Source organism: Shewanella sp. Shew256, assembly GCF_002196695.1.
GTDB classification, from domain to species: domain Bacteria; phylum Pseudomonadota; class Gammaproteobacteria; order Enterobacterales; family Shewanellaceae; genus Shewanella; species Shewanella mangrovisoli.
The window spans coordinates 183,432-205,137 of sequence record NZ_NAJR01000006.1 but is presented as its reverse complement, the minus strand read 5'-3'; the positions used below and the strand labels follow the sequence as shown (position 1 = coordinate 205,137).

At 47.3% G+C, this 21,706-nt stretch carries 22 protein-coding genes; 10 read left to right on the top strand and 12 right to left on the bottom strand.

Annotated features, from left to right (window positions below):
- Window positions 1–11: 11 nt before the first annotated feature.
- Window positions 12–188 carry a PA3496 family putative envelope integrity protein gene (locus B5P39_RS13210; RefSeq protein ID WP_011070882.1) on the bottom strand — a complete coding sequence of 59 codons (177 nt, stop codon included), beginning with the start codon at window positions 186–188 and terminating at the stop codon, window positions 12–14.
- A gap of 315 nt (window positions 189–503) precedes the next feature.
- Between B5P39_RS13210 and B5P39_RS13205 the strand changes: the two genes are divergently transcribed.
- The 4 genes from B5P39_RS13205 to rimK all read left to right on the top strand — a co-directional run bounded on the left by B5P39_RS13205 (window position 504) and on the right by rimK (window position 5,894).
- A complete protein-coding gene (locus B5P39_RS13205) occupies window positions 504–2,663 on the top strand; it encodes a CHASE domain-containing sensor histidine kinase (protein ID WP_088211823.1) in 2,160 nt (719 codons plus the stop codon).
- Window positions 2,660–3,094 carry a response regulator gene (locus B5P39_RS13200; protein ID WP_011715744.1) on the top strand — a complete coding sequence of 145 codons (435 nt, stop codon included), beginning with the start codon at window positions 2,660–2,662 and terminating at the stop codon, window positions 3,092–3,094. The genes B5P39_RS13205 and B5P39_RS13200 overlap by 4 nt, the downstream gene beginning before the upstream one ends.
- Window positions 3,095–3,103: 9 nt before the next feature.
- Window positions 3,104–4,822 (top strand): putative bifunctional diguanylate cyclase/phosphodiesterase, encoded by a 1,719-nt coding sequence (locus tag B5P39_RS13195; RefSeq protein ID WP_088211822.1) that lies wholly within the window; start codon window positions 3,104–3,106, stop codon window positions 4,820–4,822.
- Window positions 4,823–4,988: 166 nt separating this feature from the next.
- Complete coding sequence (gene rimK, locus B5P39_RS13190) at window positions 4,989–5,894, top strand: 30S ribosomal protein S6--L-glutamate ligase (protein ID WP_088211821.1); 906 nt, start codon at window positions 4,989–4,991, stop codon at window positions 5,892–5,894.
- 62 nt (window positions 5,895–5,956) lie between these two features.
- Here the strand turns inward: rimK and B5P39_RS13185 are convergent, their stop codons facing one another.
- The 4 genes from B5P39_RS13185 to B5P39_RS13170 all read right to left on the bottom strand — a co-directional run bounded on the left by B5P39_RS13185 (window position 5,957) and on the right by B5P39_RS13170 (window position 8,613).
- Window positions 5,957–6,649: a TorF family putative porin gene (locus tag B5P39_RS13185; RefSeq protein ID WP_088211820.1), complete on the bottom strand. Its 693-nt coding sequence runs from the start codon at window positions 6,647–6,649 to the stop codon at window positions 5,957–5,959.
- A 289-nt stretch (window positions 6,650–6,938) separates the two neighbouring features.
- Window positions 6,939–7,211, bottom strand: coding sequence for an HU family DNA-binding protein (locus B5P39_RS13180; RefSeq protein WP_011715748.1), 273 nt, complete (start codon window positions 7,209–7,211; stop codon window positions 6,939–6,941).
- Between the two features lie 146 nt (window positions 7,212–7,357).
- A complete protein-coding gene (locus tag B5P39_RS13175) occupies window positions 7,358–8,155 on the bottom strand; it encodes a response regulator (RefSeq protein WP_088211819.1) in 798 nt (265 codons plus the stop codon).
- 74 nt (window positions 8,156–8,229) lie between these two features.
- Complete coding sequence (locus tag B5P39_RS13170; RefSeq protein WP_088211818.1) at window positions 8,230–8,613, bottom strand: hypothetical protein; 384 nt, start codon at window positions 8,611–8,613, stop codon at window positions 8,230–8,232.
- 124 nt (window positions 8,614–8,737) lie between these two features.
- On the opposite strand from B5P39_RS13170, the gene B5P39_RS13165 reads away from it, so the two are divergent.
- Window positions 8,738–9,247, top strand: a complete 510-nt coding sequence (locus B5P39_RS13165; protein ID WP_088211817.1) for a DUF4240 domain-containing protein — start codon at window positions 8,738–8,740, stop codon at window positions 9,245–9,247.
- 6 nt (window positions 9,248–9,253) lie between these two features.
- Here B5P39_RS13165 and B5P39_RS13160 read toward each other — a convergent pair whose 3' ends face one another.
- Window positions 9,254–9,568 (bottom strand): hypothetical protein, encoded by a 315-nt coding sequence (locus B5P39_RS13160; RefSeq protein WP_011715751.1) that lies wholly within the window; start codon window positions 9,566–9,568, stop codon window positions 9,254–9,256.
- Between the two features lie 149 nt (window positions 9,569–9,717).
- On the bottom strand, window positions 9,718–10,026 hold the full coding sequence (locus tag B5P39_RS13155; protein ID WP_011715752.1) for a hypothetical protein: 309 nt from the start codon (window positions 10,024–10,026) through the stop codon (window positions 9,718–9,720).
- 272 nt (window positions 10,027–10,298) lie between these two features.
- Between B5P39_RS13155 and B5P39_RS13150 the strand changes: the two genes are divergently transcribed.
- A complete protein-coding gene (locus B5P39_RS13150) occupies window positions 10,299–10,823 on the top strand; it encodes a DUF3016 domain-containing protein (protein ID WP_088211816.1) in 525 nt (174 codons plus the stop codon).
- Between the two features lie 15 nt (window positions 10,824–10,838).
- Here B5P39_RS13150 and B5P39_RS13145 read toward each other — a convergent pair whose 3' ends face one another.
- Together B5P39_RS13145 and B5P39_RS13140 are read right to left on the bottom strand one after the other, a co-directional pair.
- Complete coding sequence (locus tag B5P39_RS13145; protein WP_088211815.1) at window positions 10,839–12,593, bottom strand: GGDEF domain-containing protein; 1,755 nt, start codon at window positions 12,591–12,593, stop codon at window positions 10,839–10,841.
- A gap of 138 nt (window positions 12,594–12,731) precedes the next feature.
- The gene (locus B5P39_RS13140; RefSeq protein ID WP_011715755.1) at window positions 12,732–13,040 is read right to left on the bottom strand and encodes a hypothetical protein; all 309 of its coding nucleotides are present in this window, start codon (window positions 13,038–13,040) and stop codon (window positions 12,732–12,734) included.
- Between the two features lie 48 nt (window positions 13,041–13,088).
- Here B5P39_RS13140 and B5P39_RS13135 point away from each other — a divergent pair, with 48 nt between their 5' ends.
- A complete protein-coding gene (locus B5P39_RS13135) occupies window positions 13,089–13,985 on the top strand; it encodes a TraB/GumN family protein (protein ID WP_088211814.1) in 897 nt (298 codons plus the stop codon).
- Window positions 13,986–14,127: 142 nt separating this feature from the next.
- Here the strand turns inward: B5P39_RS13135 and B5P39_RS13130 are convergent, their stop codons facing one another.
- Complete coding sequence (locus B5P39_RS13130) at window positions 14,128–14,913, bottom strand: methyltransferase domain-containing protein (protein WP_088211813.1); 786 nt, start codon at window positions 14,911–14,913, stop codon at window positions 14,128–14,130.
- 397 nt (window positions 14,914–15,310) lie between these two features.
- Here B5P39_RS13130 and B5P39_RS13125 point away from each other — a divergent pair, with 397 nt between their 5' ends.
- Window positions 15,311–16,141 (top strand): MaoC/PaaZ C-terminal domain-containing protein, encoded by an 831-nt coding sequence (locus B5P39_RS13125; protein WP_088211812.1) that lies wholly within the window; start codon window positions 15,311–15,313, stop codon window positions 16,139–16,141.
- A gap of 53 nt (window positions 16,142–16,194) precedes the next feature.
- Here the strand turns inward: B5P39_RS13125 and B5P39_RS13120 are convergent, their stop codons facing one another.
- Window positions 16,195–17,085, bottom strand: coding sequence for an aldo/keto reductase (locus B5P39_RS13120; RefSeq protein ID WP_088211811.1), 891 nt, complete (start codon window positions 17,083–17,085; stop codon window positions 16,195–16,197).
- Window positions 17,086–17,326: 241 nt separating this feature from the next.
- Between B5P39_RS13120 and B5P39_RS13115 the strand changes: the two genes are divergently transcribed.
- Window positions 17,327–19,039 (top strand): formate--tetrahydrofolate ligase, encoded by a 1,713-nt coding sequence (locus B5P39_RS13115; protein ID WP_088211810.1) that lies wholly within the window; start codon window positions 17,327–17,329, stop codon window positions 19,037–19,039.
- Window positions 19,040–19,118: 79 nt separating this feature from the next.
- Here B5P39_RS13115 and B5P39_RS13110 read toward each other — a convergent pair whose 3' ends face one another.
- On the bottom strand, window positions 19,119–20,771 hold the full coding sequence (locus tag B5P39_RS13110; RefSeq protein WP_088211809.1) for a mechanosensitive ion channel family protein: 1,653 nt from the start codon (window positions 20,769–20,771) through the stop codon (window positions 19,119–19,121).
- 221 nt (window positions 20,772–20,992) lie between these two features.
- On the opposite strand from B5P39_RS13110, the gene B5P39_RS13105 reads away from it, so the two are divergent.
- The gene (locus B5P39_RS13105) at window positions 20,993–21,322 is read left to right on the top strand and encodes a hypothetical protein (RefSeq protein WP_088211808.1); all 330 of its coding nucleotides are present in this window, start codon (window positions 20,993–20,995) and stop codon (window positions 21,320–21,322) included.
- Window positions 21,323–21,706: the final 384 nt, after the last annotated feature.

Genomic DNA, 21,706 nt, shown 5'->3' with positions numbered 1-21,706 from the left:
GAACGGGAAGCTTAGAATAAGTCGTCATCTCCTAATGCACGTCTTAACTCGGCGCGTTCGAGGTAATCTTCTAAGCGTTTCTTTATCTCACGCTTATGTTGCATTGCCTCGGCTGCTTTGCTGTTTCTAGGGGTGGTCATTGCCTCAATTTCAGTATCGTTGGGCACGACTTCAGTAATATGAGCCATAACGAATTCCTCATTGTTGTTCCTAACGCCTTTCTATCTAAAAAGAGTGTGGCAGAAAAGCAAAAAATTTTACGACTGAACGTAAAATTTTCTTCCCGTAAAGCGGAGTATTGACCCTGTAAGCTTGTCATATTGTCACGCTATTTTTGTGCTCATTCAGCAACCGCTGAATTTTGTGATTTAGCGCATAACTCATTATTTTTATTTTCTAAGTTAATTCCTACTTAAATAGTCGGATAGACTTGAATTTGCCTAAAACACCAACAACACTTGGATCAGTGTTTAATCTTCTTCGGTGCTAGGGATTTAGCGGGTATGGACAAGGATAGTTTCCCTGATTCTTTCAACTTCAACAGCTCTAAAAGCTTTTATGCCAGTGTGATCAGCTCCAGTTGGTTGATGTTACTCGCCGCCGTCTTTTTTATGGGGCTTTCTTGGTTTGTGCTTGAAGAATATTTACGAGATCGGGGTGAAGAGCGTTTTAACAATAATGTTCAAGATCTTATTAGTGCCGTCAGCAGTCGTATGACTGCCTATGAGCAGGTATTGCGCGGCGGCGTAGGGCTATTTCTTGCCTCGGATGGAGTGACTCGCCGTGAATGGCAACTCTATGTTTCTAATGCTCGTTTATCCGAATATTACCCCGGGATTCAAGGCTTAGGCTTTGCCCAACTCTTAACGCCTGCAACTGTGGAGGCTTTTACTCAAGAAGTGCAAGAGGAAGGATTCGATGACTATAGAGTGACCCCTGTTGGGGACAGAGATCTCTATTGTGCGATTAAGTACTTAGAACCATTTGACTGGCGCAATCAACGGGCATTTGGCTTCGATATGTGCTCCGAATCAACCCGCAGGGCTGCCATCTTACACGCCATTGCCACAGGGCTCCCCACCGCATCGGGTAAAGTGACTCTAGTGCAAGAAACCCCTGATGATGCGCAAGCCGGTATTTTAATGTATGTCCCGTTATACCGCGGTCAGCCGATGACGGAGGAAGAACGTAAGCAACAGGCTATCGGCGTGGTGTACGCCCCATTTCGTATGAATGATCTGATGCAAGGCATTATGGGGAAACGTTTTTCGGGATTAAAACTGGCGATTTACGATGGTATGGAGGCCAACAACGAGAGCCTGATGTTTAGCAGCCATAAAGCCTTGCCCTCTACAAATGATGTGTTTTATCAATCCCAGCTAGAAACCATGGAAGGCCAAGTTTGGCGTTTAGAGGTGTCCTCTGAATCACGCTTTATCTCAAGCGCGGAACAAACCCAAAGTGTATGGCTTCAGGTGATTGGGAGTGCGTTTATCTTAGCCTTGTTTTACTCAGTGCTGACGATGGCGCGAAATCGCTATCAAGAGTCGAGGTTAACCGCAGAGTTAATTGCCAATGAAAAACGCTTCCGCCTCGTGATTGAAGCTTCACCTAGTGCGCTCTTTATGGTGGATAGAAAAGGCATTATCACCTTAGTGAACACCCATGCCGAACGCCTCTTTGGTTACGCACGGGATGAGTTACTCGGGCGTTCAATCAATATGTTATTACCCGAGGGGTTAAGGGAAATACATCAGCAACATATGGGCAGTTACCTCGCCCAACCGATTGCGAAAAACATGTCACTGCGAGACGACTTGTTCGGTTGTTGCAAAGATGGGACTCGCTTGGCGATTGAAGTTGGGCTGACCCCCATTCACTTCAGCAATGGCGTGTCGATATTGGCAACGATAAACAATGTGTCGGAGCGCAAACGGATCGAAGCGCAGCGGATTGAACATACAGCTGAACTTGAGCGCATCAACAAGGAACTCGACCAGTTTGCTTATATCGCTTCCCACGATCTTAAGTCGCCACTGCGGGGCATTGAACAGCTAACGAGTTGGTTAAGTGAAGATTTGTCCGAGAATACGGACGAAAACGTCCAAAAATACTTAGGATTAATCCAAAGTCGTATCCAACGTATGGTGTTACTACTCGATGGTTTGCTGATGTTTTCGCGTATTGGGCGAGTCGATGCGGAGATTGTCGATGTTGATTCACGGCAACTGATTGAGGATATGTTCGCCTTAGTCGCACCGCCGCAGGGCTTTTCCCTAGAGCTCGAAGGAAATTTCCCACAATTTAAAACCGTAAAAACTCTGCTCGAATTAGTGATAAGGAATTTATTCAGTAATGCGATTAAACACCATGATCAGGCTGAAGGTGTGATTAAAGTGGTGTGTAGTGCCTCCAACACCCATTACTGGTTTAGTGTTATCGATGATGGTCCAGGCATATCCACTAAATACCATGGCAAGGTATTTGAGATGTTCCAAACGCTTAGGCCGAGGGATGAAGTGGAGGGGAGCGGTTTAGGTTTGTCGCTAGTCAAAAAGACGGTAGAAAGTCTTGGTGGAAAAATTCAACTAGAATCAGAGGGACGTGGTTGTTGTTTTCGATTTAGCTGGCCGATGCGCATAGTCAACAAGGAGGGGATATGAGCAGCACTAATAACTACAAACAAGTGACGATTTTGTTGGTCGATGACGATGATGTGGATTATATGGCGGTGCAGCGGGCGATGAAGCAACTGAGATTGCTCAACCCCTTAGTACGTGCACGAGATGGCCTAGAAGCATTAAGTATTTTGACCCACAGCGAAGCGATAAAAGGTTCCTACCTCATTTTGCTCGATCTTAATATGCCCAGAATGAATGGGTTTGAATTCCTTGAACATATTCGCTCCGACCCAACCCTGTCTTCCTCCGTGGTATTTATGCTCACGACTTCGAGTACCGATGAGGATCGGATGAAGGCTTATAGTCACCATGTCGCAGGCTATATGGTGAAAACGGATATTAAGGATGGTTTCAACAACATTTTCAATATGTTGGAAGGTTATTGGCGCATAGTGGAGCTTCCAACCGTATAGGGTGTGTATATGGATTTACTGCTGATCGATGATGATGAAGTCGATAGAACTGCGATTATTCGGGCACTGCGACAGTCCAAATTAGCCTTCAATGTGGTTGAAGCAAATTGTGCTTTCGATGGCCTTAACTTGGCTCTTGAAAGGCATTTCGACGGTATCTTATTGGATTATCTATTACCCGATGCCAATGGTTTAGAGGTGCTGATCAAACTCAATTCGATGACTCAAGACCAAACTGTGGTGGTGATGCTGAGTCGCTATGAGGATGAGAAACTGGCGCAGCGCTGTATCGAGCTGGGCGCGCAGGATTTTTTGTTAAAAGATGAAGTCAATTCACGGATCTTAAGCCGTGCGATTCGGTACGCCAAACAACGTTCCTCCATGGCCTTAGCCCTCAGAAATAGTCATCAAAAACTCAAAGAATTGGCTGAGCATGATTCTCTAACCAAATTAGTGAACCGCTACGGGTTTGAACTGTGCCTAAATCGTGCCATCGCAAGGGCAAAACGCAGTAATGACTTTCTCGCCGTTATCTTGCTCGATCTAGATGATTTTAAAGCAATTAACGATACTTTAGGCCATCAAACTGGCGATATCTTACTCGTCAAAGTCGCCTCACGATTAAGCTCAGTGCTACGAGATGGTGATGTGATCGCCCGCTTAGGTGGCGATGAGTTTGTGGTACTCGTGACCGACAATGACTACAAATATTTCCCTATGATAGTCGCCAATCGCCTGCTTAAGGCCTTTGAGGAGGTTTTCTGCCTAGGTGAAAACGATGTGATGATTGGTGCCAGTATCGGCGTGGCTTTTTATAATGAGGCCGCTTCCGATAGCTCTGAGTTGATGAAATGCGCCGATATTGCCATGTATCGCGCCAAAAAAATGGGGCGCAACCAAATTCAGTTTTATTCTGAGGCCTTAGATAAAGAAGTCCGTTACCGTAATCATATCGAATCCAGCTTACGCATGGCGCTAAAGCAGAATGAATTCAAGGTTTATTATCAGGCACAAGTAGATTCTCAAACCCATCAAGTGATAGGGATGGAGGCGTTAATCCGTTGGTTGCATCCGCAAGATGGTTTGATTGCACCGGATCAATTCCTATCCATTGGAGAGGAAATTGGTCTGATGGAAGAAATCGGTGACTGGGTGCTTATCGAAGCCTGTCGTCAGGCGCAGGAATGGCTCACGCGGCTAACCCCCGTTGGACATAGCTTTACCATTGCAGTTAATCTGTCGGCATCGCAAATTGGACACATTGATCTATATGAAAAAATTGTTCATGCCCTCGAGGTCACGGGATTAGATGCGAAAGCGCTAGAGCTTGAGATTACCGAAAACAGCTTGATTGAAGAACCCCATGAACATGCCAAGGTACTCGATAGAATTGCGCAACTCGGAGTGCGATTTGCACTCGATGACTTCGGTACAGGCTTTTCATCCCTAGAACATATAAAACTCTTTCCAATCAGTGTATTAAAAATTGATAAGAGCTTTATTGCCTCCTACGATAAGGATGACAAAGATACTCGGTTACTCGCGGCATTACTCAATTTTGCCTATGGTTTTAACGTGACATCGGTTGCCGAAGGCATTGAAACGGCTGAACAAGCCGAGTTTTGCACCGCACGAAATTGCAATGTGCTCCAAGGGTATTTATTTTCGCGGCCCTTAGAAGCGAGCGAATTTGAGGCCAAGTACATTACTCCACTACTTACAAAATAATGACCCTAAATTGTGAAGATTATCTTACGTTTGGCTAAGGCTGAGGTTTTCGTCTGGTGAGGAATATTTTCTTGCTTTACACTCAGCAATAGACAAATATCAGCGCCCCTTTCTGATGCAGTGTGCACAGAGCTTCAATCACAGTGTTTAATTTGGTCATTTGGCAATGAAAATAGGTATCTTATCCCAGTTCCCTGAGTTGTATTCCACCCGACGCCTAGTGGCGGCCTGCGAGAGCCGTGGTCATGAGGCTGTGGTTATTAATACCTTGAATTGCTACATGAATATCAACTCCATCAAGCCGAGCATTCATTACCAAGGCCAAGAATTAACGGGGTTCGATGCCATTATCCCACGCATTCACGCCAGCGTGACCTTTTATGGCTGCGCGGTAGTGCGCCAGTTCGAAATGATGGGGGTATTTGCCGCCAACGACTCGATTTCAATCGCGCGTTCACGGGACAAGTTACGCGCGTTGCAATTGCTTTCCCGCAAAGGCATTGGCATGCCTATTACTGGATTTGCCAATAAACCCAATGATATTCCCGATTTAATTAACATGGTGGGCGGCGCGCCCTTAGTGATTAAGTTGCTGGAAGGCACCCAAGGGATTGGCGTGGTGTTGGCCGAGACCAAAACCGCCGCCGAGAGCGTGATCGAAGCCTTTTTAGGGCTGAAAGCCAATATCATGGTGCAGGAATATATTAAGGAATCCAACGGTAGCGATATTCGCTGTTTTGTGGTCGGCGATAAAGTGGTGGCTTCGATGAAGCGCCAAGGACCCGAAGGAGATTTTCGCTCTAACTTGCACTTAGGTGGCTGTGGTGAGAAAGTGAAAATCACCCCTGCGGAGCGCAAGATGGCGGTTGCCGCAGTGAAAGCCATGGGCTTAGTGGTGGCGGGGGTCGATATTTTACGCTCGAATCGCGGTCCCTTGGTCCTTGAGGTGAACTCGGCGCCTGGTATCGAAGGGATTGAGCAGACCACAGGGATCTCGGTCACTGAACCCATCGTAGAGTACATTGAGAAGATGGTATCGGCGCGTAAATCGAATCGCGCCGTGATTGCCTAATAAAAAACGCCGCGATTATCGCGGCGTTTTTGTTTTACTAGCGCTTAATTTAGTGCTTAATCTTATAAATCAAAGCCGTAGGAATAGCCTAAAACTACCTTGGCATCATCACCCTGCAGATCTGTATCCGACACCATAAATGAGACGGTTCCCATGCTGGTATCGGCACTCAGAGTAACGTTGTAATCTGCGTAGTTATCTTCGCCAAACCAAGATTCAACCACATCGCCACTGGAGTAGCCGTAGTGCAAAGACAGGCTGAGTTTATCCGTCAGCGGGAAAGATGCCGTGGCCGCTAGGTAACTCATGTCCTTGTTATCTAATGGCTCGGCTGCGACATCATCACCCGCATTGATCACCTGTGAGTAACTGAGTTCAAACCATTTCCAGGTGATAGCGCCATGCAGTTCACCAAAATCGATGCTGCCTTCAGCATCTGGATAGGCATAGTAAAGGTAGCCAATATCGTAGCTGAGGTCTTCGGTGATGTTGCCGCCGTAGCCTGCGTAGAGATCCAACTCATAGCTGGTATCGTCGCCAAAGTCGACATTCGATGCCCAAGTGCCGGCATAGAATCCGGAGTCATGGCTGTAGTCTATGCCTCCTTGGATAGCGACCGCATCATTGGTTTGAGTGACCCCGCGCCATAGATAGTTAGACGTGCCGCCAATATTGCCGGACACCGCCGCAAAGGCGTTGGTGGTTAGTAACAATCCCGTCGATAATGCCAAAACGCTGTACAGTGATTTTCTCATTCTCATCCCCTCGATTGACTTATTTATCGATTCACTCATGTCACCACCGAGCGGGTGACATTGGTGCATCATGGTTTTTTCTGATAAGGGAATTGCTAATCACATGCCATTATTTGAACATCATTAAAAACAAATGGTTACAAAATTATTGTTAATAAAATGTTTTAAAATGCTCAAAAATGGAGCGGTGCGCGCACTGTATTTGTGCAAAAAATCATCTTTCATGCTTTTCGCAGGGCAAAAAAAACGCCCCACAAAGGAGGCGTTTTATAGAATGATGTCGAGCGAATTAGTTCACACTATCACGCAAGGTTTTACCCGCTTTAAACTTAGGCACAGTGGCTTCAGCGATCTGGATTTCTTTACCTGTCTGTGGGTTACGGCCAGTACGAGCTGCGCGAGTCGTGGTTTCAAAAGAGCCAAATCCAACGATAGAGATCTTGTCACCGTTTTTCATTGATTCAGTAATAGCTGCTTCGAAAGATTTCAATGCACGTGCTGCTTCAGCTTTAGTGATATCGGCATTTTCTGCAATCTTGGCAATAAGTTCAGTTTTGTTCATCTTTATTGTCTCTTCTTTCCGTAGATTTATTAAGTCAGCGTGCCTAACATGCCACAAGGTTTAGTCGTTGGAAAGCCCTTTGCTGCGGGCTTGTGTCCTATAAGTAACAAAAATGCAGAATATTTGCCCCGTTCGTGACTTAGGTTTTATTCTTCGAGCAACTGATATAAGAGCTGCTTCACCAATTTGGGTTCGAAGGGTTTATCACACAGGGCATTGACGCCCGCCTGCGAGACGTTGCTCAAGTGAGCATCATTTGCCTCCGAAGACACCATGAGGATAGGCACATGGGATTGCTGGCTTTCATTACGGATAAATTGGGTGAGTGCCAGACCATCGACGCTGGGCATATTGTAATCGGTAATGATCAGGTCAAACATATTATTACGCATTAACTCAATGGCTTGAGCGCCATCTTCCGCTTCGGTGATCTGCTTGATCCCAAGGTTGCCAATAGTACGTTTAATCACATTGCGCGCCATGCGGCTGTCATCAACCACGAGCACACGCACGTCGTGTACATCGAAGTGACTCAGGTCGAGCTCATCATGGCTGAGTAAATCGATAGTTGCATTCAACGCCTTGCCTAAGTGTTCGGCATTAAAGGGCTTTGGCAGAATCGCGACCACGCCAGACTGACGAAAAATCTCTAATTGCTCACGGCGACATTCGCTCGAAACCAACATAAATTGAATGTCTTTGTATTCACTGTTGGTGCACAGGTAGCTTAAAAACTCGGTCGCGGTGCCATCTTCAAAATACATGGCGCTGGCGATGAGATCCGGTTTATGGCGGGCTATCAGTTCTTTCGCTTGAGCCAAATCAGCCGCATTTTGAATGCTGATAATGCCTTCTTGCTGTAAGCGCTTGATGATAATCCGGCGCTGGGTTTCCGATGGCTCAACAATGAGAATCGAGAGTTCGCTGGGCGATAAATGAGTCATAGTGGCTGGCTTTATCAGGTCTTTTAGGGAGCCGTTAACTTAGGCTATAAACAAGGGCTTAGCAATAAACAGGCTTATGCTTTTACCTTTGCGGTTAAATAATTATGGCTGACGCGGGAAAAGGCTATCCAATACTGCACAGATAACAGGGCGATGATGCTTAAGACTAAGGGCAACATAGGGATGTTGTGGCCTTCAACCACCACTTTGACGTCCTGCGGGGTAATTTGATAGGCGATAATCGCAGTAACCCCTAGTGCTGACAGGCCTAAGGTTTGTAATCCAATATAAATTTTCAGCACTAAGCTAGACCAAGGCGCCTGAGTGAGTATGCCAAACAAAACTGGCAAAACACCTAAGCTAAAGAGATCGAACGAACCTGTGGTAACGGCACGCAGTAGCGCGACTACGGCAAAGAGGGTGTAGAGGGCAATCAGTAGAATAAGGCGTTTAGGCATTGACTTGGGTTTATTGGTTATTTTAAGTGGAGCAAGTGTAGGAAAAGCCCTGAACTGAGTCCAGCATAACCGTATTATCATGTAGAATACGCCTTTGCTTGGGCATTCAATATTAGGTTAAGTGATGACAGAAGTAGAATTTTGGGACTTAGTGACCCGCAGTGAGCCAGCGCAATCCCAGGATTCTTTAGCGCAGGCATTAAAGCAAAAGTTGGAAGCGCTGAGTGACGAAGAGTTAAAAGCCTTCGATAAATTGTTTGGCCAACAGATGCGCCGAAGCTACTTATGGTCGGTGTGGGGAGCGGCTTATATCATCACGGGCTGTGATTCCGATTATGCTTTTGCCGAATTTCGCGCGTTTCTGATCTCACTTGGGCAGGCCCGTTATGAGGCGGTGATTGCCAATCCTGACACTTTGGCGCAGTTATCAGCATGGCCCGAGAAAGACGGCTATGCCTATCCTTTTATCGAAGATTACGACTTGATCGCGGGTCAACTATTTGAAGACAGAACGGGTAAGGAGTTGCCTTTTATGCCATCGGGTAAGGCGACACCTGCAGGTAAAAAATTTAGCACTAAGCCCAAAGATTTAAAGCAGCAATATCCTGAGCTTAGTGCGCGTTTTCCGTTTTAATTTGGCTTACGAGCGTAAGCAGGCATTGCGGCTGATATCGAAGGTCATGCCGTAGCGAGGGCAAGTCTGGCGCATCAGTTGATGCTCTTGCTCCACTAATTCGCGGCTAAAGTCTTGGTCGAGCTGCTCAGTCATGCGCTCTTCTGCCTGCTGTTGTGACTGAGCCAGTTTATCAAAGTGCGATTTCACCACTTGCTGCTGCGCAGCGCTGAGGGTAGTGGCATGGCTAGGTAAACTGATGAGTGTGCCTAGGGTGAGCAGTGTCAGTAAGGCAAGCTTTGCCATCATAGGTTGTTGTAGCTTTGCGGTTGTTAGTTTCATAGATCACTCCAAATTTAAATTACCGATAATCGGTTAGTCTTTAAATCGTCGTTTGGCTTTCATCGTGCATCCATGACAAACAAAACCAAAGGTATTGCTGAGAAATTAAGCATACTGGAGGGTTCTTGAACCTTGGCTGAACTGCTATCTTACTGCTCGTTTCGCATCTCTTGGCATTGAAAACCCTGTTTACGGGAATCGAAGCCGCACTTTAGACCACACTCCCAAGGCACATTATCGTAAAAGGAAGATTGCTCTTTGGCATAGTCTCGACAGGCTTCATAACTGTCGAAATTATCCATTTTCTTATACTTCCCAGAATCATAACCATGGGTATAAATAAAGGATGACCAGGTTTCGGGGCGCGTGTCTTTCTCTCCCGAAGAGATAAACCAAATGGCGCTGGCAAAGCATGTAAAGAGGATTAACACAAACACAGGTACAACGGGGAATTTCATTTTTGAGTCGTGGTCATAAAAGATTGAGCGAAGGATAATACTTTTTTAAGTAAGATGCGCGTTAAATGATCACAAATTAATAACTTTGCACTCGTTTGGTGCGTTAAGATACAAAAAGATACGGATTGATAGCGGTTAGCTTAAATTATTTACTAATCTATACAAAAGCTTACTTAGTCTATGCTGTCATAAATACGATTTTGCATTAAGCTGAAGTTCAGGTTAGATTTTGTACGGTATATGGCAGAAACAATGAGGCCTAGGAGGCAAAGATGAAAGTTCAGTTCCTATTACTCGCCAGTGTGTTGAGTTGCAGTGCTGTATGGGCCGCAGACGAGGCGAAAACCGATCCTGTGACAGAAGATGGGGTGGTTAAGATTGTTTGGCAAAACCCAAAAGATTTCCGTGATATTAAGTCATCGGGCGAAATTCAGTCCCGTTATGAACAGCGTTTATTCGATACTTTAACTACGAATATCAATAAAGAAGCGGCAAAAGTCTTAAAACCGAATCAAAAGTTAGAGCTGACGGTGACCGATGTCGACCTCGCCGGGGATATGCGTCCAACCTTTGGGGCAACCGCCGATGATTTACGCGTGATCAAAGAGATCTATCCACCGCGCATGACCTTTAGTTATCAAGTACTTGAAAATGACAAAGTGATCATCGCTGGGGATGAAAAGCTCTCCGATATGGGCTTTATGACGGGTATTCAGCCGCTAAATGACAAGCCATTTAATTATGAAACCAAAATGCTAAGTGATTGGTTAAAAAAGACTGTTGCACCGAAACTCTAGGCTGATAATTCCAGCCTAGGCACTTAATGCTTGAGGGCTCATGTCTCTCTCTTCTAACAGGCAAAATCCGTTACTCGCGGATTTTGCCTGTTTTTTTGCCTTGGCACTTAAGGTCGATAGGCTATGTTCATTGCAGTTATAGGTATGGGCGGGAGTAAGCACGCCGACACACAGGCTGATTAACTTGTGATAACAGGCTTGTCCTTGCCTATCATCGGCGAGCATTTCTTGGGCTTGCCAATGCTCTGCACTATAAAAGAGCGACTTGTTGCCCTCAAACTCCGTCAATATACGTTGGCAGCGCTCGATGAGTTGCTCACAGGTGCTGATCACCACAAAGTCATCGCCACCGACATGGCCGATAAAACAGTTGTCCGTCTTGTATTTCACTAACAGATTGGCGACTTCGCAGATCACCTCATCGCCGCGGCAGAAACCGTAAATATCGTTATAGGGCTTGAACTGACAGAGATCAAAATAGGCCAAGTAGAAGGGCTTTTGTTGGTTTCTGAGGCGTTTGAGTTCTTCCTGAATAGGCACATTACCGGGTAAATCCGTCAACGGATTGGCATGCCTTGCCATCTTGATCCTGTGCTCGGTGATCCGCTGTAGCAAATCTTTGGTGTGGCCAATGCCGAGCAATTTGCCCCGACGCAGAATGATAAATTGCTGGGCGACGGTATTGGCGCTCTCCGAGGTCAGTAATTGACTCACAATCGACAGGGGCTCGTTGGCTTCAATCTGCAACACTTGCGGGTCCATCACTTCACTGACGGCGTGGTTTTCATGCAGGGCTCGGCCATAGGGCGTGCTAAAAAGCTCCAGCAAAGTCGCTCTGCTAATAATCCCCAGCGGCAGTTGATCTTGCACCACAACCACGGCCTGTAAGGCGGGTTGAGAGCTAAAGGTATCGCTTAAGTGCTTAAGTTTGAGTGTTGGCACCACTGTAATGGCGCTGGTGCAGAGGCTTTCGGCGGATTCACTGTATCTGGGCTGAACCTGAGTATTATTCGGCACTAAGGTCGCTTTCATCGCGCGGCTTGGCAGCGCCTCGGGGCGTCCGAGTAAATAGCCTTGGCAATAGACTATGCCTAGCTGTTTGAGTACGGCGAGTTCCTCTTGGGTTTCAATCCCTTCGGCAATCACTTTGCAGGTGAGGCTTTGACACAGTTCGACAATCGAGCGCACAAATTCTTGTTTCACCGGGGTTGAATCAATTTGGTGGATAAAGTGGCGATCGATTTTCACATAGTCGGGCGATAACTCAGACCAGAGCCGTAAACCCGAATAACCTGCACCCAAGTCATCAATAGCCGTCATAAAGCCTTGGCTGCGATAGTGATTCAGGCAAGATTTCAGTAAGTCGATATCGTCGGCGGGATATTGCTCCGATAACTCAATCACCACCTGTGACGGGGAAATTCCCAATTGCTGTAGCAGTTGCAGCGTCATGCCCTTGGGATGGGTAGGATCGAGTAGGGCCTTAGGGGAAATATTGATAAACAAACGGCCTTGGAACTGACGCAGTTTGAATTGCTCCAGCGAAATGCGGCGGCAGAGTGTCTCGAGTTCGCTCAATTTGCCCTGATGTTCCGCGGTTTTAAACAGTGGAATGGGTGAGTAGAGCGGGCTATGCTCCGGCCCACGGCTGAGCGCTTCAAATCCGTGGATCTTGTGTTCCAAGATATTGAAAATGGGCTGAAAAAGCGGGCTGATTGCCCCCTTTGCGATTATCTTATCAAGCTCTTTTGCCAGATCTAAACTCGTCATTACTTCAGCCCCCACGACAATGTTTGCGGAGTCTATGACTTAGAAATGACAAAATGATGACAATTTTGTTTGCCGAAAATCCGTGTACAGGAAATGAGAGCAAACGCTGAAATTAATGATATTTCAGCGTTTATTGAATTAGCTCTGCTTTTTGAAGGCGTGCAGGGTTTTGAGTAGGGTGGCCAGTTGGCGCACTAAGGTTTCCAGTGCGGCGGGATCTAGGCTGCTCTGTTGTTGCAGCTTAGTGAGGTCGTCCACCAATTCTTGCACATAGGGCAAAAAGCGGTTGCTCGACACGATAAAGCCCTGTTCGGCGGTGAAGATGCTAGTGAATTTCCCATGGCCCGCTTTTTTCAATTCATCTAACTTAGCATCAGCGTCTATGGCTTGGCGATAGGCGATTTGAAGATTTTCTTTCAGTTGCTCTATAACCTTAGTGTGTGGCATAACAGCGTCTCATTGCAAAATTTGCAGGAATTATAAGGGGCAAAGGATATGGCAACAAGTCGGTGGCGACTATTACTGGCGCTGTGCGGCGTCGCAATGTTTACCAGTGCGTCGAGTTGGGCGGCGCCGACGGATAAACCGCCGTTTTATCAGGTGCAATGGCAGGGGAAATCCGCTTACCTTTTGGGTTCGATTCATATTGGCCGTGCCGATTTTTATCCTATGCCAGCGCAAGTGGAGGCGGCATTTGCCAAGTCCAAGGGATTAGTGGTTGAAATCGATACTAATAAAATCGACAGCCGTGCCCTATTGCAAAAGTATGGTATGGCGACTCACGCACAGGGGCTCGATTGGCAGAGCCGAGATAAACAAACGATAGAGGTAATGCGCCACTATTGTGAAGACAAGGCCAGCCTATGCCAGTCGATTCAAGCCTTTGCGCCTTGGTTGCAGGCATCTCAACTTAATCTACTGCGCTACAATAGCTTAGGTTTTAGCACCGACTATGGTGTCGATATGCAGTTGCTTGGCCGTGCGGGTAAGCCTGTGTATCAGTTAGAGACGGCTGAGTCGCAGTTCCAATTACTGTCCTCCTTCGATAGCCAAGTTCAGTGGTCTATGGTGCGCGAAGCCATTAATGCCTCTGATGCCGAACTACTCTCACTGGTTGAGGCGTGGCGCTCCGGTGATGAAACTGCGTTGGATACTTTGATGCAGGAGCAGCTTGGAGGGGAGGGCGACACCCTGATGCTGGATAAAATTCTCTGGCAGCGCAATAAAGTCATGGCCGATGGCATGATGAGGTTAATGACCGCAGAAGCCGCCAGTGAACCGCTATTTGTAGTGGTAGGCGCCGGCCATGTGGTGGGTGATAAAAGCGTGGTGCAGTTGCTTAAACAGAAGGGCGCAACCGTAACCGCCTGTTGGCGTGATCAATGTGACTGATATAGCTATATGACGGATGATTGGGGGGATTCTGGATTTGAACGCACAGGGGTTGAATACACTTAGTGAGCAGAACTAGGGTCGAATCATCTGGTGATGAAACAATAAAGGACGCCTTGGCGTCCTTTATTGTTTCGCGAGCTTATGCGGATGTGTCGGTTGCGGCGCTTTGCCCCAGAAAATGCACATAACGACCGAGCGAAATATAGGGCTCGCGTTGGGAATATTCGAGCTCCATCGTCAGCAGCTTTTGATAGTCAAAATCCGCAGGCTGATGTTTCTTCAAATAGTCGTGAATGACTCGCACGCCCGACTCGCGCAGCAGATCCATGTTCCATTCGGCAAACCATTGTTTAACATCATGAATATAAAGCGGGTGCGTGGGCGTGAGGCGCACCTTCTTCTTCACCTTAAGATCGGCGGCAACATAGTCGAAATTACCCGACACTAATGCATGGAAGCGCATCGCTTCTTTATTGTAAAACATCAGCGAAAACAGCCCACTGGGCTTAAGCATGGTCAGCAAGCCTTCCATGGTGGTTTTCGCATCGGCCAGCCATTCGACTACGGCATGGCAGAGGATAAGATCGAATCTGCCATGTTCGGCGACGGAGAGGGCTTGAATTGGCGCGTGCACCAAACGGATAGCCAATGGCGCGTCGCTGGCATCGATTTGTGTTTTCGCTTGGGCAAGCATTTCAGCGGAAATATCGCACAACACCACTTCATGGCCCAGACGTGCCAGCTTTTGGCTGAAATAACCAAAACCGCCGCCCGCATCTAAAATCCGCAGTTTTTTATCGCCAAATTGCGCCAAGGCGGGAGCGAGATCGCGCCATAACACGGCTGCACGGATTTCACCCTTAGGGGTGCCGTAAATGTTCTTCGCGAACTTTTGCGCGAGTTTATCGAAATTCTTATCTTGCACGGGTTAACTAAGTTAAAGACTGGGGGCGATAGTGTGGCACAGGCGTAATCTTTTCGCACTCGCAGTGTGGATAAGGCAAAGTCATACAGGGCCATGATTTTATAATATATTGATTTTTAATGGGATAAAAAATCACAGTAAAGTGGGGGATATCCAGAACTCTATCCGCTGGGGTATAATCACGCCGTTTTCGATAAACCTGACTCTTTAGCTGTCCATTCGGTGAGTCAGCATCAGCCCTTTTTAGACACAGTTTTGCCTGTTTTACACTCGTGAGCTTTTTGATTTTTCAGATGTTATGCATCTGTACGGGGTATTTCTGGTTATTCGTGCGTAGGGATAGTTAATTAAAAGGTACTCAGACTTGAATAATGCATATTGTGTTGAATTGAACGCGATGCCATCGCTGTTTTCTCTTTATCGCAAGATTTTCTTTGGTCGTAAACCCGGTTGGGATCAACAGCCCTTACCTTATATCAAGGTGTCGGCGCCCAATGTGCAAGTGTCCGAGGCCAAAGTTAGCCAATATGCCCAAGTGTGTGGTTTTGATTTCAACGGCAAAATATTACCGCCAACCTATTTGTATGTGATGGCATTTCGCCTACACGCGGTGATTTTTACCCACGATGGTATTACCTTCCCGCTGCTGGGGATGATCCATTTAAAGAACCGTATTCAAGTCTATCGTCCGACGACAGTCGATGAAGTGTTCTCCCTCGAATGCGCCTTAACCACCAGCCGTGAAACCGATTCAGGCGTAGAGTTTGAATTTGTCTCTAAGGCCTTTGTGGGCGAAGAGCTGGTGTGGGAATCGCTGTCGACTTACCTCTATCGTATCGAGACCGCTGGCCGCCGTGTTCGTCCACCTAAGGCGCTCGAGATGGCTTGGGACTCACCCCAATCATGGGAATTGAGTGAAGATTTAGGCCGCCGTTATGCCAAAGCATCAGGCGACTATAACCTGATCCACCTGCATCCCGTGCTGTCCAAACGTTTTGGTTTTGACCGTGTGTTGGCCCACGGAATGTGGTCTAAGGCGCGCTGCTTAGCAGAATTAATGCCTGAGATTGGTGAGCTCCCCTTCGTAGTCGATGTAGCCTTTAAGTTACCGCTGCTGATGCCCGCCGAAGTGGGATTTGGTTACGAAAAATCACAAGACAAGTGGGTATTTGAGCTACGCGATAGTAAAGGTCGCAGACCGCACCTCAGTGGTGAAGTACAGCTTTAAGCATGATGAAAACGGCGCCTAAGGCGCCGTTTTCGTTGGTGTTGTTTGCAGTGCTAAGGCACGCTGTGTCCGGTTGATGCTTGCCAGATACTAAACCATTGTTGCCTATCTAGGGTGAGTGACTGCGCGGTCACCGCCGTTTTTATCCTCGCGATATTGCCACTGCCAATAATCGGCACGGGCCGACTCGGTAACATCCGCACCCAGGCATAAATCACTTGGCTGATATCTTGGGCGCCAATCTCATCGGCGATGATCGCTAAGGTTTGTTGCAGGCGAATAGCCTGTGGATGGCTATTATCAAAGATTTTACCGCCGCCCAAACAGGACCAAGCCATAGGCCGAATGCGCCGCTCCTGACATAAATCGAGAGTGCCATCGTGCAAACTCGCCATTGTTAGCGGTGAGATTTCGATTTGATTGGTGACTAAGGGCTCTGTTAATCTCGACTGCAATAATGAAAACTGCGCGTTGGTGAAGTTAGATACGCCAAAGTGTTGTACTTTGCCCGCCTGTTTTAAGTCAGCAAAGGCGTCGGCCACTTGATCGGCGTCCATTAAAGGATCGGGTCTGTGGATCAGTAATAGATCTAAATAATCGGTTTTCAGCTGCTTTAGTGATTGCTCCACACTAGCAATAATATGTGCCTTGGAGGTGTCGTAGTGGTTTACATAGCGCTCGGGGCGACAATCGAAGGCGGGCTTAATGCCGCATTTGCTCACCAATTGCATCTGCTGCCTTAAGCCGGGTTTTAGCGCTAACGCCTCGCCGAACAGGGTTTCGCACTGGTATTGGCCATAAATATCGGCATGATCCATAGTGGTCACACCTAGGTCGAGATATTGCTCTATCAAGTTAAGCCGCTCGGCAGGTGACATTTGCCAACTGTGCATTCGCCAAAAGCCGGCAACAAACTCTGAAAAACTAAAAGGGGATCCGCTCATGTTGTTTCTCTTTTGGGAATCTGTATTTTGTAGGGGAAAGGACCCGAGTCGATTATTTGATGCAGATTAAGGAATCGCTCATTAACCCTTTCGATGGCTATATATCTTAAAGCTAATCACCTAATATCCGCCATATTCAATCAGCCATCGCTGATACCAACCGATTTTTGCGTACCTATTTTGTATTCCCTGCTCGCATGCCTAGCGTGGATATCAAAATACCCAAGGGAGAGATGACACCATGCTAACCGATATGGATATTTCGCGCCGCGCGCACCTAAAAGATATCGCCGCGCTTGGCGCCGAGTTTGGGTTATTGCCCGATGAGATGCAGCTATTTGGCACGACTAAAGCAAAGGTCGATTTGCGTGTGCAGCAGCGTTTAGCCGAGCAGCAACAGGGCAAACTGATCATTGTCACCGCCGTGACGCCAACACCCCATGGCGAAGGTAAAACCGTCACCACCATTGGTTTAACCCAATCCCTAAAAGCGCTAGGTAACAAGGTGTGCGCCTGTATTCGCCAGCCCAGTATGGGCCCGGTATTTGGGGTGAAAGGCGGCGCCGCTGGTGGCGGTTACGCCCAAGTGGTGCCCATGCAGGAGTTGAATCTGCATCTAACGGGTGATATTCATGCCGTCAGCAGCGCCCATAATCTTGGCGCGGCGGCGATTGCCTCTCGGCTGTACCATGAAACACGTTTAGGCAAGACCGAATTTGAGTTGCAGTCCGGATTAAGTTACTTAGATATAGCTCCAAATGGGATCCGCTGGCACAGGGTGGTCGATCATAACGATCGCTGTTTACGTGAGATTGAAGTCGGGCTAGGTGAAAATAATGGCCCCGCTTACACCTCTGGCTTTGATATTACGGCCGCCTCCGAGTTAATGGCGATTTTGGCGCTCAGCCGTAATCTGGCGGATATGCGCACGCGTATTGGCAAGCTCGTGCTGGCTGTGAATCGCCAAGGTGCGGCAATTAGCGCGGAAGATCTCGGGGTTGCCGGCGCGATGACGGCGATCATGGCGGATGCGGTAAAACCTACCTTAATGCAGACCTTAAACGGTGCGCCTTGTCTTATCCATGCGGGGCCATTTGCCAATATCGCCCATGGCAACTCGTCGGTGATTGCCGACGATATCGCTCTAAAACTGGCCGATTTTGTAGTGACGGAAGGCGGTTTTGGCTCCGATATGGGGTTTGAGAAGTTTTGTAATATCAAGGCGCGCCAGTCGGGATTAACTCCAAGCGCCGCGGTATTAGTCACTACCTTAAAGGCACTGAAGGCCAATAGCGGCTTAACTTCGGATGCGGATATCAATGCGCCCGATCAGGCCCGTCTCGAGGCGGGATTTGCCAACTTAAACTGGCATATTAACAATGTGGCACGTTATGGTATTCCCGTGGTTGTCGCCATCAATCGCTTTGCCACCGATACGCAAGCCGAGCTTAATTGGTTGATTGAGGCTGTTGCGGGCACTGCCGCCTTTGGCTGCGAACTTAGCGAGGCTTTCAGCCAAGGTGAGGCGGGGGCGTTGGCCTTGGCGCAAACCGTCATGCGCGCCTGTGAGCAGCCAAGCGAATTTACCCTGCTATATCCCGATGACATGGCGCTTGAGGCGAAATTATCAACCTTGGCCGAAGTTGGCTATGGCGCTGCTGGAGTGAGTTTATCTGAGACGGCTAAGCAGCAATTACAGGAACTCAATGCCCTCGGTTACGCCCATTTACCCGTCTGCATGGCAAAAACACCCTTATCCATCAGCCATGACCCGCAACTTAAAGGCGTGCCTCAAGGTTTTACCGTGCCTGTGCGTGAGTTAGTGTTAAATGCGGGGGCGGGATTTATTACCGCGCTGGTGGGGAATGTGATGACTATGCCTGGGCTTGGATTAGTTCCTGGCTATTTAAAGATTGATATCGCCGCCGATGGCGAGATTACCGGTTTAGGTTAATCTATTAACAGTTTGAATATAATGAAAAAGGCGCAATCTAGGATTGCGCCTTTTGTTTAGTTTTCGCGTGGGCTATGCGTTATTTATTGGTTTGGTAAATATGCACATCGCGCTGCGGGAAAGGAATGCTAATGCCCTCGGCATCGAAGCGCATTTTCACTTCGCGGGTAATATCCCAATACACATCCCAATAATCTTCGGGTTTAGCCCAAGGACGGACGATAAAGTCGACCGAGGACTCCCCTAAAACGTGCAGCCTAATGGTTGGTGCAGGGATTTTTTGCACCTTAGGATGCGCCTCAACAATCGACTTGAGCACGGCTTCGGCATGCTCAATATTGTCGCCATAGCCAATACCGAAGGTCATGTCGACGCGACGTTGATGCTCGGCGGTAATATTGTTAATGGTATCGCCCCAAATCTTATTGTTTGGAATGATAAGCCTTTGGTTATCTAGCGTTTTAATTGTAGTGGAGACTAGGCTCATATGGCTTACGCGCCCCGTAACACCTGCGGCGTTAATCAGATCGCCCACATCGTAGGGGCGATAGATCAAAATCATCATGCCTGAGGCAAAGTTAGAGAGTGAATCCTGCAGGGCGAAACCGATGATCACACCGGCGATACCAAAGCCTGCCAATAACGGGCCTAACTCTATGCCAAGCTGGGACAGGGCAATCAGCACGCCGATAGTAAAGACTGCTTTGCCCGAGAGTGAAGTAAAGAAATCTTGCAGTAACTTACTGAAATTTAATTTAGAGTTACTGACTGTATTACGGACAATCTTCTTAGCCAATTTGCCTGCAAGGCTTGCGACAAACAGGATCAGACAGAAGATAAATAGCTTAAAGACTAAGGTGGGGCCATGGTTGATGGCCTGCTCTTTAGCGGTATGTAGCCATTGTTCGACTAGGCTTGAGGCCACATCGATGCTTAAGACATCTTGGGTGATATCACCTGAGATACTGAACAGGGTCTTTTTCAGTGAGGCGGTGTTTTGCTCTAGCGCATCGAGTAAGTCGATATCTATGCTAAGGCTCTGGCTGTTGAGCGCCAATCTGTCCTTCAGTTGCATAACGCGACTGGTTTGCGCTGCAGTCACGTCTTTACCCGCATTGGTGGCAGCGTTGACTGCATTTTGTAACTGTTGTTGAGTGAAGGTAACAAAGCTATCGAAGTTATCGGCGCGGCTTAAGAGGATTTGAGTCAGCTCGGTTTTTTGTGCTGCGACATCTTCGCCCATTTGGCTGAGCCAGTTTAAGGTCTCGAGTCTTTGCTTGTAGTTATTGTCCTTATCGAGCTCGCGCTTTGAGATCTCGAGTAGGGTCGCCTCATCATCCGCCGTGCCGAGCTTGTGGGACAACTTGGTCACATTATCATTGAAGTAGTCGTTGATTTTTTCATTAAATTTAAGCTGCTCTTGCACCAATGCCAACATAAAGGCTTTGTCGTAGTTACCATCTTCGAGCAGTAATTTAATTTTATTGCGTAACTGTAAGGTCTTATTTTGAATGCGATATTCAACAATCGTACGCAATTCACCCTGGGACTGAGCTAAGCGCGCAATATCTTCTTTAATGGCTGCCTGTAATGTTGTGAGCTCAACTTGAGCTTCATTCGGGATTGGCGCAGTTTGCGTGGCGGCGACTGGTTCTGCATCCGTCGCGAAAACTTCGGTACTCAATAGCAGGGGAAAGCTTAGGGCAAGTATTAATATGAGTGAGCGGCGCATAGGCGTTATCTTCAATAAAAATAGGTAGGTACATAATAGGAGGTGCGCGAAACACTGTAAAATCGCAACAGCATAAAATGCTGCTTGAGTACAAAAATTGTGCGCTGCTTGGCAGCTTTAAGCTCTTGAGGGAGGTTTTGAAACTTGAGGGCTAATTAGTTCGACTGAATGGGATGAGGATCTGATAAACTTAGCGCCCCATAGTTAGGAATGTACCGTAAATGCTGTGCTCCCATTGCCATCAGTCAATTAAAATTGCTCAAATTACCCAACAGCGTGGCAAAGGTTTTCACGCTCAAGTGCAATGTCCCCATTGTTCAGCATGGCTGGGGCATAACCCTAAATTATTGAAGCTAAAACTTTTTGGCTTTTATGCGAGTGTAGCTACAGGCCTATACAGCTACTTCGATGCTTCGACCCGGCATTTTTTGATCCCTGTGATGATCTTCTGTGTGATGTTGCTGCTGGTAAGCCATTTTATGGATCAATTGCAAACGATTGAGGCACCAGAGAAAGAAGACGATAGCGATCAACGGCAAAAGTATCGCTAGAGGCGAGGGGATTGGATTAACCGAGTGGAGCCGCGCAGGTTTTATCGCACAGGCTCAACTTGGTTTAGACTAGAGCTTGGCTATTGAACAACCTGTTCTTGACTCTCTAATGAGTGTTCTACGTAATAAATACCACCCAAAATTACTGCGCCGAAAATCACTATCCCTAAGATTAATCCTAAGTTTTCACGAAAAAATGCTAGCATTTTGGTTGCCTTTTGCTGGATTGAATGGATTCTAGATTGAGCGGGTATCACACCGAGCACATCATAGTTTTACTGACTTAAGCTAATCTTAAATAACTCTTTTTGCCAACTTGAGCCGGTTTTTTGTTGTGCGTTTTTCATCCTAAAGTTGCAATGGTAAATATCTTGTAACGCATTG

Excerpts from the sequence above, each read along its gene's own strand:
- B5P39_RS13210 (WP_011070882.1), bottom strand. The coding sequence starts at position 188 with ATGGCTCATATTACTGAAGTCGTGCCCAACGATACTGAAATTGAGGCA.
- B5P39_RS13205 (WP_088211823.1), top strand. The coding sequence starts at position 504 with ATGGACAAGGATAGTTTCCCTGATTCTTTCAACTTCAACAGCTCTAAA.
- B5P39_RS13200 (WP_011715744.1), top strand. The coding sequence starts at position 2,660 with ATGAGCAGCACTAATAACTACAAACAAGTGACGATTTTGTTGGTCGAT.
- B5P39_RS13195 (WP_088211822.1), top strand. The coding sequence starts at position 3,104 with ATGGATTTACTGCTGATCGATGATGATGAAGTCGATAGAACTGCGATT.
- rimK (WP_088211821.1), top strand. The coding sequence starts at position 4,989 with ATGAAAATAGGTATCTTATCCCAGTTCCCTGAGTTGTATTCCACCCGA.
- B5P39_RS13185 (WP_088211820.1), bottom strand. The coding sequence starts at position 6,649 with ATGAGAAAATCACTGTACAGCGTTTTGGCATTATCGACGGGATTGTTA.
- B5P39_RS13180 (WP_011715748.1), bottom strand. The coding sequence starts at position 7,211 with ATGAACAAAACTGAACTTATTGCCAAGATTGCAGAAAATGCCGATATC.
- B5P39_RS13175 (WP_088211819.1), bottom strand. The coding sequence starts at position 8,155 with ATGACTCATTTATCGCCCAGCGAACTCTCGATTCTCATTGTTGAGCCA.
- B5P39_RS13170 (WP_088211818.1), bottom strand. The coding sequence starts at position 8,613 with ATGCCTAAACGCCTTATTCTACTGATTGCCCTCTACACCCTCTTTGCC.
- B5P39_RS13165 (WP_088211817.1), top strand. The coding sequence starts at position 8,738 with ATGACAGAAGTAGAATTTTGGGACTTAGTGACCCGCAGTGAGCCAGCG.
- B5P39_RS13160 (WP_011715751.1), bottom strand. The coding sequence starts at position 9,568 with ATGAAACTAACAACCGCAAAGCTACAACAACCTATGATGGCAAAGCTT.
- B5P39_RS13155 (WP_011715752.1), bottom strand. The coding sequence starts at position 10,026 with ATGAAATTCCCCGTTGTACCTGTGTTTGTGTTAATCCTCTTTACATGC.
- B5P39_RS13150 (WP_088211816.1), top strand. The coding sequence starts at position 10,299 with ATGAAAGTTCAGTTCCTATTACTCGCCAGTGTGTTGAGTTGCAGTGCT.
- B5P39_RS13145 (WP_088211815.1), bottom strand. The coding sequence starts at position 12,593 with ATGACGAGTTTAGATCTGGCAAAAGAGCTTGATAAGATAATCGCAAAG.
- B5P39_RS13140 (WP_011715755.1), bottom strand. The coding sequence starts at position 13,040 with ATGCCACACACTAAGGTTATAGAGCAACTGAAAGAAAATCTTCAAATC.
- B5P39_RS13135 (WP_088211814.1), top strand. The coding sequence starts at position 13,089 with ATGGCAACAAGTCGGTGGCGACTATTACTGGCGCTGTGCGGCGTCGCA.
- B5P39_RS13125 (WP_088211812.1), top strand. The coding sequence starts at position 15,311 with ATGCCATCGCTGTTTTCTCTTTATCGCAAGATTTTCTTTGGTCGTAAA.
- B5P39_RS13120 (WP_088211811.1), bottom strand. The coding sequence starts at position 17,085 with ATGAGCGGATCCCCTTTTAGTTTTTCAGAGTTTGTTGCCGGCTTTTGG.
- B5P39_RS13115 (WP_088211810.1), top strand. The coding sequence starts at position 17,327 with ATGCTAACCGATATGGATATTTCGCGCCGCGCGCACCTAAAAGATATC.
- B5P39_RS13110 (WP_088211809.1), bottom strand. The coding sequence starts at position 20,771 with ATGCGCCGCTCACTCATATTAATACTTGCCCTAAGCTTTCCCCTGCTA.
- B5P39_RS13105 (WP_088211808.1), top strand. The coding sequence starts at position 20,993 with ATGCTGTGCTCCCATTGCCATCAGTCAATTAAAATTGCTCAAATTACC.